We start from the raw sequence: 14,288 nt of genomic DNA on the forward strand, positions 1-14,288 counted from the left end.
TAGGACCTCGGCCATGCCGCAGGCAACAGATGACCCGCTTCGCAGGGAGCCGGAGGGCAACCCACGCAAAAGTCATCCCGTGCGGCCCTTTCGCAAGGGTCCGGTTGTGCTACCTTCCCGACATGGCACAGGTGCAGAGCGACCGCTTCTTTTCCACACTCCCCGTCTTCACGGCGTTCGAGGGCGTGGCGGACGCGCGCAACTATCGCCCGCTCCCCATCGACTGGTGGATCGCCAGCGCCGATATCGTCGATTCCACCGGAGCCATCGAGGCCGGCCGCTACAAGGCCGTGAACATGGCCGGCGCCAGCGTCATCTCGTCGGTTCTGAATGCCGTCGGCCATTTCGAGCTTCCCTTCGTCTTCGGCGGTGACGGCGCGCTTGTGGCGCTGCCGCCCTCGGCCCTGGTGGCGGCCACATCCGCGCTCGCTTCGGTGCAGCTCTACACGCGCGAGGAACTCGACCTCGACCTGCGGGCGGCGCTTATTCCCGTCTCCGATATTCGCGCCGCCGGGTTCGATGTCCGGGTTGCGCGGTTCCAGGTCAGCCCGGACGTATCCTATGCCATGTTTGCCGGTGGCGGCGGTGCATGGGCGGAAAACGAGATGAAGGCCGGACGCTATCTGGTCGCTCCGGCACCGGCCGGCGCCCGCCCGGACCTTACCGGCCTGTCCTGTCGCTGGAACCCGATTGCCTCGCGTCATGGCGCCATCGTCTCGATCATCGCGGTGCCCTGTCCCGGCACGGACACCGCGCCCTTCACGCGGCTCGTGGCGGATATCGTCGCGCTCGCCGCGGGCGAGGAGCGCGAGGGGCATCCGGTGCCGGCGGACGGTCCGACCATCGGTCTCTCCCGCGAGGGACTGGAAACGGAGGTGCGGACGGTGGGCGTGCAGAGCCGTCTGCGCAAGCGCGGCCGTGTTCTCCTCGAGGCGGCCCTGACCTACGGGCTGGCGCGGCTCGGGCTGACGCTCGGCCGGTTCGATCCAAAGATCTATCGCCAGGATGTCGCCAGCAATTCGGATTTCCGCAAGTTCGACGACGGCCTGAAGATGACGATCGACATCGACGCCGGACGGCTCGCCAGCATCGAGGCGCGGCTGGCGCGCGCCGCGTCGGACGGCGTCTGCCGCTACGGTCTGCATCGACAGGACGAAGCGCTGATGACCTGCATCGTGCCCACGGCGCTCAGCCGCGACCATATGCATTTCATCGATGGCGCCAATGGCGGCTATGCCATGGCGGCCAGCCATCTCAAGGCACCGATGCAGCTGGCGCCATCGGCCTGAGGATCAGGCTTTCACGATCCGTTGGCCGGAGATGCCCCGGCGCGCAAAGACGTTGCGCGTATCGATGACCAGCGGCGCCTGTTGCGCGACGAGCGCATAGTCGACGTCGTCGTGATCCGTGGCCACCAGCACGGCGTCGAACTGGCCAAGCTCGCTGAGAGGCACCGAGCGCCGGCCCTTCAGTGCCAGATATTCGCGTGTCTTCGGAATTTCGTCCACATGCGGATCATGGAAGGATGCACGGCCGCCGCGTTCCTCGATCAGCTCGATCAGCTTGAGCGACGGGCTCTCGCGGATATCCGGCACGTTCTTCTTATAGGCCAGACCGAGCACCAGGACGCGCGACCGGCTGAGCGCCTTGCCGAGATGAATATCCAGCGCTTCGGCGAGACGCCCGACGATGTGCTTCGGCATGGCCGAATTGATCTCGCCTGCGAGTTCGATGAACCGGGTCGGCATCTCGTATTCGCGAGACTTCCAGGTCAGATAGAAGGGATCGATCGGGATGCAGTGCCCGCCAAGGCCTGGCCCGGGATAAAACGGCATGTACCCGAACGGCTTGGTCTTCGCTGCGTCGATCACCTCCCAGATGTCGATGCCCATGGCCTCGAAGACGGTCTTCAGCTCGTTGACCAGCGCGATGTTCACGGCGCGGAAGATGTTCTCCGTCAGCTTCACAGCTTCGGCCGTCGCCGTGGTCGACACCGGCACGACACGTTCCACCACGGCCGCATAGAAGGCCTCCATCGCCTCTGCCGCCAGCTGGCCGTCACCGGCGACGATCTTCGGGATGCTGGTGGTCGAGAAGTCCCGATTGCCGGGATCCTCGCGCTCCGGCGAGAAGCCGAGGAACACCTCGGCACCGATATCGAGCCCGGTGGCCGCCAGGATCGGTCGCACGACATCCGTCGTCGTGCCGGGATACGTCGTGGATTCCAGCACGACGAGCTGCCCCGGGCGCAGCCGCCGCGCGATCTCCTGGCAGGTCTTGATGATATAGGTCAGGTCGGGATCGCGGTGGCGCGTGAGCGGCGTCGGCACGCAGATGATGATCACGTCGCAGGCCGCGAGACCGTCGAAATCGACCGTCGCGGAAAACCGGCCCGCCTCCCGCTCTTCGGCGAGCACGGCGTCGCTGACCGCCTCGATGTAGGACCGGCCCGCCTCGATGGCGACGATCTTGCCGGGATCGATGTCGAACCCGGTGACCGTGAACCCCTTGCGCGCAATGGCGATCGCAAGCGGCAGTCCGACATATCCGAGACCGATGACGCCCGCACGAGCCGTACGGCCGGCGATCCGCGACAGGAGATCCGCGTGGGAAGACGTGCTCATCGGTAGCCTTGCGGTTGGGACGTGCCTCGCACGCCGGAGCTTGGCAGATGCGGACTTGGGGTGGCTCTGTCAAGACCGGACGCGGCGTCCCCGCGTGCTGCGCCCCTGTCGGGGAGGCATTCCCCCGGCCCCTGCCAACTTTTCTCGCCGCCGTTCTGGTTTCCGTCCATCCGCGTGATTATATTTTGTCGAAGCGCTCGTGACGTGCCGGGGGGTATTGTCCGCAGTGATCGTTTGCACGAGACAGCAGGAAGATCGCCATGACCCAGACCCAGCAGGTTTCCACCCATCTGCTCGATCGCGTGTCGCTGTGGCTCAAGCAGACGGCCCTGACGGGAGGCTCGCTGGAAACGCTGGTGACAGGCTTTTGCGAACGTCTCGCGGCCGCCGGCGTGCCGCTGTCGCGCGTGCATCTGAGCTTCGCCATGCTCCACCCGCTCTACGACGCGCTCGGTTTTACCTGGCAGCGCGGCAAGGGCGTGACCGTCGAGGGCTTTCGTGCCGGGCAGAGCGAAACGGATGCCGAACGCTTCCTGCGCAGTCCCTATTACTATCTCTTCTCCCATGACCTCGACCATCTGCGCCGACGGATCACGCCGGAATCGCCGATCGAGTTTCCGATCTTCGAGGAACTGAAGCGCGACGGTGCGACCGACTATTTCGCCTTCGTCCAGTCCTTTAACGAAAGCCACGGCCAGGGCATGGTCGGTTCCTGGACCACGGACGCACCCGAAGGCTTTTCCGATCAGCTGATCGAGGCCATGCTGCGTCTCCAGAGCAGCCTTGCCGTTGCCGCCAAGATGGCGGTGCTCGGCAAGCTCGCCGACAACATGCTCACCACCTATCTGGGTGAAAATGCCGGCAAGCGCGTTCTTTCCGGCCAGATCCGCCGCGGCGACGGCGAAACCATCCGCGCCGTGCTCGTCATGGCGGACATGCGCCAGTCGACCGTGCTGGCCGAACGCGAGGGTCGGCAGGCCTATATCGACACGCTGAACCAGTTCTTCGACGCGATCGCGACGCCGTTCAACCGGGGCGGCGGCGAAATCCTGAGCTTCCTCGGCGATGGCTTCCTCGCGGTCTATCCTTGCGGCCGCCATCGCGAGCCGTCCCAGGCGGCAGCCCTTGCAGCCATGGACGCCGTCCGCCAGGCGACCGCCCGCATGATCGAGATGAACCGCGAACGGCGTGAGAACGGGCTGACCGAAATCGGCTACGGCATCGGCCTGCATATCGGCAACGTCATGTTCGGAAATGTCGGCCTGCGCGACCGTCTTACCTTCTCCACCTTCGGCACGGCGGTGAACGAGGTGTCCCGTCTGCAGGGGCTTACCAAGAAGTACGCAACCCACATCGTCGCCAGCCAGGCCTTCACGGCCTATGCCGGCGGTGAGTGGGAAACGCTCGGAGAGGAAAAGCTGCGCGGGGTCCGCCAGAAGCTCACCGTGCTGGTGCCGAGCAGGAAGCTCCTGCAGATCGATCAGGCGGAGGCCATCCGCCACAGCACCCAGGAAAGCAGCTCCGAGGCAGAGCAGGTCATGCTGCTCTATCGCAACCGCAACACGCCGCAGCGGGACATCTGGAACAAACTGTTGCAGTAGTGATTATTTTCCCTGCGGGAGCAGGCATTTCAAAAAATCGATACATCACGACGCTAGACCCGCAGCCGACGCCGGGAAGGCGTGACCGTGGTTTGCAGAGCGGTCATGGACAGGCCGAAATGCCTGCGATAGTCTTCCCTTAAAGGTTTCGGCGAAAAGCCGGCCACCATCCGCACCGGATGGAGAAAAAAGTGGGGAATGGCAGGCATGACATCAGGCGGAGACCTGTTGAGGATCGAAGACCTGAGCGTTTCCTTCGCCATGTTCGGCGGTCGGATCGACGCGGTGCGCAAGGCAAGCCTTCGCGTCCTGCCAGGCAAGGTCACCGCCCTGGTGGGCGAGTCCGGGTCCGGCAAGTCCGTGATCAGCCAGGCCATCATGGGTATTCTGCCGAAATCGGCGGAGATCGGCGGCAAGATCCTGTTCAAGGACGAGACCGCTCCGGGCGGGGTCGTCGATCTTGCGTCTCTCGCACCCGATGGCGCGGACATGCGCGCCTTTCGGGGCAACCGCATGGGCATGATTTTCCAGGAGCCGATGACGTCGCTGTCGCCGCTTCACACGATCGGCAACCAGATCAGCGAAAGCCTGCGCGTCCACCGGGATGTGGACAAGGCGGAACAGCGGTCGCAGACCGAGGAAATGCTGCGGCTTGTCGGCTTTCCCGACCCGAAACGCGCCTTCGGCATGTATCCTTTCGAACTGTCCGGCGGCATGCGCCAGCGCGCCATGATCGCGATGGCGCTGATCTGCCGGCCGTCTCTCCTCATTGCCGACGAGCCGACGACCGCGCTCGACGTCACCATCCAGGCCCAGATCCTGCAGCTGCTGAAGGATCTGCAGGCGACCTTCGGCATGGCGGTATTGCTGATCACGCACGATCTCGGCGTCGTCGCCAACATGGCCGACGAGGTCGTCGTGATCTATCATGGCGAGATCATGGAGGCGGGCTCCGTCGAGGAGATCTTCCGCAACCCGTCCCATCCCTATCTCCAGGGGCTGATGGCCGCCGTGCCGCATTTCGACATGAAACCCGGCGAGCGCCTGAAGGCACTGCGCGAGGTGCCGGTCAACGTCGAAAACCTGATTGTGCGGCGCAAGGGCGAAAGCGCACCGAAACGGCCTCTCCCGCGGGTTGAGGACACGCTTCCCGCACCGGGCGAGGACGTTCTCCTGTCCGTGCGCCACATCGGCAAGACGTTCACCAGCCGCAAGGCCGGCTGGTGGAAAAAGGGTGTGAAAAGCGAGCATCGCGCCGTCGACGACGTCAGCTTCGACATTCATCGCGGTGAATGTCTCGGGCTTGTCGGCGAAAGCGGCTGCGGCAAGACCACGCTGAGCAAGATCCTGATGCGGGCCCTCTCGCCGGATACGGGCTCGATCATGCTGAACTCGGCCGATGGCCCGATCGATATCCGGGAGGCGCACGGGTCGTCGCTCGATCGCCTGCGCACGCGCATGCAGATGATCTTCCAGGATCCGGTCTCCTCGCTGTCGCCGCGCATGACGGTGCAGAACATCCTCAGCGAGCCACTGGAAATCCACCACCGCGGCGATCCGAAAAGCCGGCAGCAGACGGTGAAGGCACTGCTGAAGGCCATCGGCCTCAGCGAGCGGCACATGAACCGCTATCCGCACAGCTTTTCCGGCGGCCAGCGCCAGCGCATCGGCATTGCCCGCGCCTTGGCGCTCGGGCCGGAGCTGCTGATCTGCGACGAGCCCGTCTCCGCGCTCGATGTCTCCGTGCAGGCCCAGATTCTGAACCTTCTCAAGGATCTGCAGGCGGAACTCGGCCTTACCTATCTCTTCATCTCCCACAATCTTGCGGTCGTCGACTACATGGCCGATCGCATCGCCGTGATGTGTGCCGGCCGCATCGTGGAACTGGCGCCACGCGAAATGCTGATGCGCGCGCCCGTGCACCCCTATACCAAGGCGCTTCTGGCAGCCGTCCCCTTCCCGGATCTCGATCGGCCGCTGGACTTCGTCGCGCTGGGCGCGAGCGGTGCATCCGACAAGAAGCGATGGCATGCCGCATTTCGCCCTGGGGAAAGCGACGCAGGTCTCGCCCCGGCGGATCTCGGCAACGGTCACTGGGTGCTGGCAAGCCGCAATGCCGACGTCAAGGAGCTTCAGCCGTGATCAAGCGCCGCACCACGCTCGGACTTCTCGCAACCGCCGTCGCCATGCCGCGGCTCCTGCTGCCGCGCGAGGCGATGGCCGCGGGAGCGGAGCCTGAGATCCTCGTCGAAAAAATCACGGCCGGGACCCTGCCGCCGATGGCCGAGCGCATTCCCAAGACGCCGCGCGTCGTGAACCTCGCGGCCATGGGGCGTACCCCCGGAAGCTATGGCGGCGCCATCCGCATTCTCATCGGCAGCCAGAAGGACATCCGTGTGATGTACATCAACGGCTATGCCCGCCTGGTTGGCTACGACGAGAAGCTGAATTTTCAGCCGGACATCCTGGAAGCCTGCGACATCGACGGCGAAAAGGTCTTCACCTTCCGCATTCGCGAGGGCCATCGCTGGTCGGACGGAAGCCCGGTCACATCGGAGGACTTCCGTTACACCTGGGAGGACGTGGTCCTCGATCAGGACCTGCGCAAGGGCGGCGTGCAGCAGGAGCTCCTCGCCGAGGGCAAGCCGCCGCGGTTCGAGGTTCTCGATGCGCGCACCGTTCGCTACAGCTGGGACGCACCGAACCCGGATTTCCTGCCCAACCTCGCATCGGCACTGCCGCTGACCCTGCTGCTGCCGGCCGCCTACATGAAGCAGTTCCACAAGAAGTATCAGACCGAGGAACAGCTCAAGGCCTTCATGAAGCAGTACCGGGTTAAGAAATGGGTGGATCTGCACATCAAGATGTCGCGCCAAAGCCGGCCCGACAATCCCGAGCTGCCGTCCCTCGACCCCTGGGTCAACACGACCGTGTCTCCTGCCGAACAGTTCATTTTCGACCGTAACCCCTACTTCCACCGTGTCGACGAGAACGGGGTGCAGCTTCCTTATATCGACCGCGTCGTCCTCAACGTCTCGTCGCCCGGCATCATCGCGGCCAAGACCGGGGGTGGCGAGGCCGACCTGCAATCGCAGAACATCGACTTCGTGGACTACGCCTTCATCAAGGACAGCGAAAAGCGCTATCCGGTCAAGGTCAAGCTGTGGAAGCGGACACAGGGCTCGCGCGTGGCCCTGCTTCCGAACCTCAATTACGGCGATCCCGTCTGGCAGGGTCTGCTGCGCGATGTCCGGGTTCGCCGGGCGCTGTCGCTTGCCATCGACCGGCGCGAGATCAACATGGTCGCCTTCTACGGTCTGGGCAAGGAAAGCGCCGATACCGTGCTGCCGGAAAGCCCGCTCTACAAGCCCGAATATGCCGCGGCCTGGTCGCAGCACGACCCCGAACAGGCCAATCTCCTTCTGGATGCGGTGGGCCTGACCCAGCGCGACGACGACGGCATGCGTTTGCTGCCGGACGGCCGCGTCGCGCAGATCGTGGTCGAGACCGCCGGCGAAAGCACGCTGGAAACGGATGTGCTCGAACTCATCACCGATCACTGGGCGAAGATCGGCATCCCGCTCTTCATCAAGACATCGCAGCGCGAGGTCTTCCGCAACCGCACCATGGGCGGCGAGATCATGATGTCCATGTGGTTCGGCCTTGCCAATGGCGTGGCGACGGCAGACATGAGCCCGGGCCAGCTGGCTCCGAGTGCCGACGATCAGCTGCAATGGCCGGTCTGGGGCATGCACTATCTTTCGCTGGGCCAGTTCGGCCACGCACCCGAGCTGCCCGAAGCGCAGAAGCTCGTGGACCTGCTGAAAGAGTGGCGTCGGACGGCCGACACGGCCGGGCGTACGCGGATCTGGCACGAAATGCTGTCGATCTACACGGACCAGGTCTATTCCATCGGCATGGTCAATGCGACGCTCCAGCCGATCCTGCACGCGGCGCGCATGCAGAACGTCCCGGAACAGGGCCTCTACGGCTTCGATCCGACCTGCTTTTTCGGGATCTACATGCCGGATACGTTCTGGCTCGGCGACAAGGTGAGCTGATCGATGCTGCGATACATTCTCTGGCGCGTCGGCGTCATGATCCCGACGCTCGTCATCATCTCGGCCCTCGTCTTCACCATCATCGAACTTCCGCCGGGCGACTATTTCGAGAGCTACATCTCCGAGATGCGCGCGCAGGGCGAAGGCGTCGACATGGCCGAGATCGAAGCGCTGCGGGCCGAATACGGTTTCGACAAGCCTCCCGTCATCCGCTATTTCCACTGGGTCGCCGGCATGCTGCACGGCGATTTCGGCTATTCTTTCGAGTATCAGCTGCCGGTGTCCGACGTCGTCGGCGATCGCCTCTGGCTGACGGTTCTCGTCTCCTTCGTCACGATCTTCTTCACATGGATCATCGCCTTTCCGATCGGCATCTATTCGGCCACGCATCAGTATAGCTGGGGCGATTACGGGCTGACGTTCCTCGGTCTCCTCGGCCTCGCCATCCCGAACTTCATGTTCGCGCTGATCCTCATGTATTTCGCCAACATGTGGTTCGGCACCTCCATCGGGCACCTGATGGACCAGAAGTATCTCTCGCAGTCCATGAGTTGGGACAAGTTCCTGTCGATCCTCGAGCACCTGTGGATCCCGGTCATCATCATCGGCACGGCGGGCACCGCCGGCATGATCCGGCGGCTGCGGGCCAATCTGCTCGACGAACTTCAGAAGCAATATGTGGTGACGGCGAAGGCCAAGGGACTTCATCCCTTCCGCGCGCTGGTGAAGTATCCGCTGCGCATGGCGCTCAACTTCTTCATTGCCGACATCGGCTCGATCCTGCCGGCCATCATCTCCGGCGCCGAAATCACGGCCATCGTGTTGTCGCTGGAAACGACGGGACCGATGCTGATCCGGGCGCTGCAGAGCCAGGACATGTATCTGGCCGGCTCCTTCCTGATGTTCCTCGCCTTCCTCACCGTCATCGGCGTGCTCGTCTCCGACATCGCGCTGGCGCTGCTCGATCCGCGCATCCGGCTCCAGGGGGGCAGCACCAAGTGACCGTTCCGCATCCTCCGTCGACCGTCCCGTCCGCACCGAACCAACCGGCCTGCCTGCCGGCCCCCGGCCAGCCCCTGAAGCACTTCGTCTCCGCAGCGGCTTTCGATCCCATGGCCGTGGAAGCGATGAGCGAGGAACAGAAGCACGTCTACGAGGCCTCGCAGCTTCAGCTGATGTGGTGGAAGTTCAAGCGTCACCGGGTGGCCGTCGTCTCGCTCGTCTTCCTGGCCCTGCTCTACGCAATGATCACGGTCGTCGAGTTTCTGGCGCCCTACAATCTCCACACCCGCAACGTCGATTTCATTCACGCCCCACCGCAGCAGGTGCACCTGTTCGATGACGGGCAGTTTGTCGGCCCCTTCGTCTACGGCCGCACGATGACCCTCGACATGAACACGCTGCGCCGCGTCTATACGGAAGATCCGGAGCGGGTCGAAAAGCTCCGCTTCTTCTGCAGCGGCGATGCCTACGACTTCTGGGGCCTCGTTCCCGCCTCCCTGCATCTGGTCTGCCCGGCCGAAGGCGGTCAATTCTTCATGCTGGGCAGCGACCGCCTCGGCCGCGACGTGCTGTCGCGCATCCTCTACGGCGCACGCATCTCGCTGACGATCGGCCTTCTCGGCGTGACGGTGAGCTTCGTCCTCGGTATCGTCATCGGCGGTCTCGCCGGCTACAAGGGTGGCATCTTCGACCTGATCGTCCAGCGGATCATCGAGGTGCTGCAGTCGATCCCGAGCATTCCGCTCTGGATGGCGCTCGCCGCCATCATGCCGGTGACGTGGAGCCCCCTCTTCATCTATCTCGGCATTACCGCCATCCTCGGCCTTCTCGACTGGACGGGTCTTGCCCGTGCGGTGCGGTCCAAGCTGCTTGCGCTCCGCGAGGAGGACTATGTGCTGGCGGCGCAGCTGATGGGTGCGCGCACCAGCCGCATCATCGGGCGCCATCTTGTCCCCGGATTCATGTCGCATCTGATCGCCAGCGCGACCATGTCGATCCCGGCGATGATTCTCGGCGAAACCGCCCTGAGTTTCCTCGGTCTCGGCCTGCGTCCGCCGATCACGAGCTGGGGCATTCTCCTGACGGAAGCACGCAGCGTCAGTACCATCGCCTTTTATCCGTGGTTGCTCTATCCAACTATCCCGGTCATTCTCGTCATCCTGGCCTTCAATTTCCTCGGTGACGGGCTTAGAGATGCGGCTGATCCGTACAAGTGAGTTTTCAATGCTGATCACGCTTGCCCAGCACGGAGAGCCGTGCCGATGACACGTCGCATCGAAAATGCCCGTATCCTGATGTACAGCCACGATACGTTCGGTCTCGGCCATTTGCGCCGGTGCCGAGCGATCGCACATGCCCTGGTCGAGGATTATCGCGGCCTGCAGGTCCTGATCATCTCCGGCGCGACCATTGCGGGCGCCTACGACTACCGCGCCCGCGTCGACTTCGTGAAGATCCCGAGCGTCATCAAGCTGCGCAACGGCGAATACACGTCGATGGATCGCCATATCGATCTGAACGAGACGCTGAAGATGCGCCGCTCGATCATCCGGCACACGGCAGAGACCTTCAAGCCCGACATCTTCATCGTCGACAAGGAACCCATGGGGCTCCGCGGCGAGGTGGAGGATACGCTGTCCTACCTGAAGCATCAGGGCACGACGCTGGTGCTCGGCCTGCGCGAGGTCATGGACGCCCCTCACCTCCTGGAAGCCGAGTGGAAGCGCAATGACGTGATGCGCAAGATCGGGCAGTTCTACGATACCGTCTGGGTCTACGGTCCTCCCGATTTCTACGACCCGCTGGTCGGTCTCGACGTGCCGGCGTCGGTGCGCACGCGCATGAACTTCGTCGGGTTCCTCCAGCGCAGCGTCTCGCTCGACGTCAGCTCCGAGCACAAACCGAAAGGCGAATATATTCTGATCACCACGGGCGGCGGCGGCGACGGATCGGACCTCGTGCACGACGTCGTGGATGCCTACCGGGCCGACCCGACCTTGACGCATTCGTCCTTCGTGGTGCTCGGCCCCTACATGCCGGCCAAGCAACGCCACAAACTCCTGTCCAAATGCGCGCTGACGCCCCACCTGCAGGTGATCGAGTTCGACAACCGCATGGAGGAACTCATCGCCAATGCGAGCGGCGTCGTCGCCATGGGCGGCTACAACACCTATTGCGAAATCCTGTCGTTCGACAAACCGGCCCTGATCGTGCCGCGCGTCGCGCCGCGCGAGGAGCAGCTGATCCGCGCCCGCCGCGCCAGCGAACTGGGCCTGGTCGACATGCTGCTGCCGCAGGAAGCCGCGGACCCCAAGCGGCTCGCAGCAGCACTGCATGCGCTGCCGCACCGCGCGCCGCCGTCCCACCATGCCTGCAATATGCATCTCGACGGGCTCAGCAACATTTCCCGGATCGTCGGCGACATGCTAGATGGGCGGGATCGCGACCATTTGAGCGTCGTCAAGGCCTGAGACTTCATGCAAAGCCGCAAGATCGTCGTCATCCTGAAGGGTTATCCGCGCCTGTCGGAAACCTTCATCGCGCAGGAGCTGCTCGGCCTTGAGCAGGCGGGACTCGAGCTGTCGCTGATCTCGATGCGCCACCCGACGGACACGAAGCGGCATCCGGTCCACGACGAGATCCGGGCGCCTGTGCTCTATCTGCCGGAATATCTTCATCACGAGCCGCTGCGGGTCTTGCGGGGACTTTTGGCCGCCACCCGCCGCGCCGGCTTTCGCAAGGCGTTTGCGGCGTTCCGGCGCGACCTCGTGCGCGACGTCTCGCGCAACAGGATCCGGCGCTTCGGCCAGGCCGCCGTGCTCGCGGCGGAATGGCCGGACGGCGGTGGGTGGCTCCATGCCCATTTCATCCACACGCCGGCCTCCGTTGCCGCCTATGCTAGCCTCCTGACCGACATTCCCTGGACATGCTCCGCACACGCCAAGGACATCTGGACCTCGCCCGACTGGGAGCTGAGCGACAAGCTTGCCGCCAATCGATGGACCGTGACCTGCACGGAAACCGGCTTCCAGCATCTCCGCACGCTCGCAGCCGACACGGCAACCGTGCACTTGAGCTATCACGGCCTCGACCTTGCCCGCTTCGCCCCCTTCGAGGCGGCGCGCCCCCCGCGTGACGGCAGCGACCCGTCGGATCCCGTCGTCATTCTCAGCGTCGGCCGGGCCGTGGAAAAGAAGGGCTATGACCTCCTCCTGACGGCACTTGCACGGCTGCCCGACGATCTGGCCTGGCGCTTCGTGCATATCGGCGGCGGTACGCTGGCCAGGACCCTGAAGGCCATGGCGACCGATCTCGGCATTTCCCACCGCATCGACTGGCTGGGCGCGATGGCGCAGGAGGACGTGCTGGCCCGCTATCGCGCATCCGACATCTTCGCGCTCGCCTGTCGCATCGGCGCGGACGGCGACCGCGACGGCCTGCCGAACGTGATCGTCGAAGCCGCAAGCCAAAGGCTCGCCTGCATCTCCACCACAATCTCCGGCGTGCCCGAACTGCTCAGCGACGGGGAAACCGGCCTGCTCGTGCCCCCGGAAGATCCCGAGGCGATTGCCCACGCCCTCGAGCGCGCCATCCGCGATCCCGCTTTGCGCGCATCCCTCGGCCTTGCTGCCGAACGGCGCGTCCGGCGCGATTTCGATTACCACAGCAGCATCACCCAGCTACGCAATCTCTTCGAAACAGAATGGCGGACCGCACCATGACCGATCCGGAACCGAAACGGGTTCTCTTCTACGTCCAGCACCTGCTCGGCATCGGCCACCTTACCCGCGCAAGCCGGATCGCCAATGCGCTGGCCGTGCGAGGCTTCGACGTGACGGTCGTCACCGGCGGCAAGCCCGTTGCCGGCTTCCCGGGCCCGGCCGTTCGCCACGTCGCGCTGCCGCCGGTCGTGTCGAGCGACGAGGGCTTTTCAGCGCTCGAGGACATCGACGGTCATCCGGTCGACGATGCCTTTCGCGCCATGCGTCGCGACCGGCTTCTGGCCCTTCTCCACGATATCCGGCCGCACGCCATCCTCACCGAGGCGTTTCCGTTCGGTCGGCGGCAGATGCGCTTCGAGCTTCTGCCCTTCCTTGATGCCGCACGCGCCATGGCCGAGCCGCCGAAGATCTTCGCTTCGGTCCGCGACATCCTGCAGAAACGCCCGAAGCCGGAGCGCGACCGGGAGACGGTCGACTACATCGACAGCTACTTCGACCGCATCCTCATCCACGGCGATCCGAGCTTCGCACGCCTCGAGGAAACCTTCCCGCATGCAGACGAGATCGCCGAAAAGGTGGTCTATACCGGCCTCGTCGCACCACCACAGCCGGAAACCCCGAAGGACACGTTCGAGGTCGTCGTCTCCGCCGGCGGCGGCGCCGTCGGCCGGCACGTACTGCATGCCGTCGTGGGCGCGACCGCGATCCTCCGCCCGGACAAGCCCTGGGCCCTGGTCACAGGGCCGAACCTCGCCCAGGCCGATCATGATGCGATCGCGGCCGGCGTGGTCGGAAACGTCCAGGTTTTCCGGTTCCGTCCGGATTTTGCGAGCCTCCTCTCGGTTGCCCGCCTGTCGGTATCCCAGGCCGGCTACAACACGGTATGCGACATCCTGCGGGCCCGCTGCCGCGCGGTCGTCGTGCCCTTCACGACCGGCGGCGAGACGGAGCAGGCGGCCCGCGCCGAACGGCTGGAACGCCTCGGCCTCGTCACCGCGCTCGATGATTCCGACATCTCGCCGGAACGGATGGCCGACGCCATTCGTGCCGGCCTCGACGCTCCAGCCTTCCCGGCCGGAGACCTGTCGATCGATCTGGAAGGTGCCGACCGGACGGCGGACATCCTGCGCGACATGCTATAAGGCAGCGCGCGCCAAAGGTGTCGGCAAGGACCTACAGAGCGATGCGTTTGCGGGTGGTTTTCCGGGTGCGTGTGCTATAGATTTCGATGGAACGGAGGAGACAGACGAGCACCTGGTCCGCCGCGTCGTCTCCGCT

Annotated in this window: 10 protein-coding genes; 9 read left to right on the forward strand and 1 reads right to left on the reverse strand. The window is 64.4% G+C overall.

What is annotated here, in order from left to right; translation table 11 throughout:
- The first annotated feature begins 122 nt into the window (after positions 1-122).
- A complete protein-coding gene (locus ASG25_RS17075; RefSeq protein WP_062476604.1) occupies positions 123-1,289 on the forward strand; it encodes a DUF3095 domain-containing protein in 1,167 nt (388 codons plus the stop codon).
- Between the two features lie 3 nt (positions 1,290-1,292).
- Here the strand turns inward: ASG25_RS17075 and ASG25_RS17080 are convergent, their stop codons facing one another.
- Positions 1,293-2,624: a nucleotide sugar dehydrogenase gene (locus ASG25_RS17080; protein WP_062476607.1), complete on the reverse strand. Its 1,332-nt coding sequence runs from the start codon at positions 2,622-2,624 to the stop codon at positions 1,293-1,295.
- A 260-nt stretch (positions 2,625-2,884) separates the two neighbouring features.
- Between ASG25_RS17080 and ASG25_RS17085 the strand changes: the two genes are divergently transcribed.
- The 8 genes from ASG25_RS17085 (at position 2,885) to ASG25_RS17120 (ending at position 14,152) form a co-directional block, all read left to right on the forward strand.
- On the forward strand, positions 2,885-4,225 hold the full coding sequence (locus ASG25_RS17085; RefSeq protein ID WP_062476609.1) for an adenylate/guanylate cyclase domain-containing protein: 1,341 nt from the start codon (positions 2,885-2,887) through the stop codon (positions 4,223-4,225).
- Between the two features lie 207 nt (positions 4,226-4,432).
- Positions 4,433-6,367 carry an ABC transporter ATP-binding protein gene (locus tag ASG25_RS17090; RefSeq protein ID WP_062477136.1) on the forward strand — a complete coding sequence of 645 codons (1,935 nt, stop codon included), beginning with the start codon at positions 4,433-4,435 and terminating at the stop codon, positions 6,365-6,367.
- On the forward strand, positions 6,364-8,286 hold the full coding sequence (locus tag ASG25_RS17095) for an ABC transporter substrate-binding protein (RefSeq protein ID WP_062476612.1): 1,923 nt from the start codon (positions 6,364-6,366) through the stop codon (positions 8,284-8,286). The genes ASG25_RS17090 and ASG25_RS17095 overlap by 4 nt, the downstream gene beginning before the upstream one ends.
- Before the next feature lie 3 nt (positions 8,287-8,289).
- On the forward strand, positions 8,290-9,288 hold the full coding sequence (locus ASG25_RS17100; RefSeq protein WP_062476616.1) for an ABC transporter permease: 999 nt from the start codon (positions 8,290-8,292) through the stop codon (positions 9,286-9,288).
- Positions 9,285-10,505 carry an ABC transporter permease gene (locus ASG25_RS17105; protein ID WP_062476619.1) on the forward strand — a complete coding sequence of 407 codons (1,221 nt, stop codon included), beginning with the start codon at positions 9,285-9,287 and terminating at the stop codon, positions 10,503-10,505. Before ASG25_RS17100 ends, ASG25_RS17105 begins: the two co-directional genes overlap by 4 nt.
- Positions 10,506-10,550: 45 nt before the next feature.
- Complete coding sequence (locus tag ASG25_RS17110) at positions 10,551-11,759, forward strand: glycosyltransferase family protein (RefSeq protein WP_062476622.1); 1,209 nt, start codon at positions 10,551-10,553, stop codon at positions 11,757-11,759.
- Between the two features lie 6 nt (positions 11,760-11,765).
- Positions 11,766-13,010: a glycosyltransferase family 4 protein gene (locus ASG25_RS17115; protein ID WP_062476625.1), complete on the forward strand. Its 1,245-nt coding sequence runs from the start codon at positions 11,766-11,768 to the stop codon at positions 13,008-13,010.
- Positions 13,007-14,152 carry a glycosyltransferase gene (locus ASG25_RS17120; RefSeq protein WP_062477139.1) on the forward strand — a complete coding sequence of 382 codons (1,146 nt, stop codon included), beginning with the start codon at positions 13,007-13,009 and terminating at the stop codon, positions 14,150-14,152. Before ASG25_RS17115 ends, ASG25_RS17120 begins: the two co-directional genes overlap by 4 nt.
- Positions 14,153-14,288: the final 136 nt, after the last annotated feature.

Source organism: Rhizobium sp. Leaf384, assembly GCF_001424065.1.
GTDB lineage: Bacteria > Pseudomonadota > Alphaproteobacteria > Rhizobiales > Rhizobiaceae > Ferranicluibacter.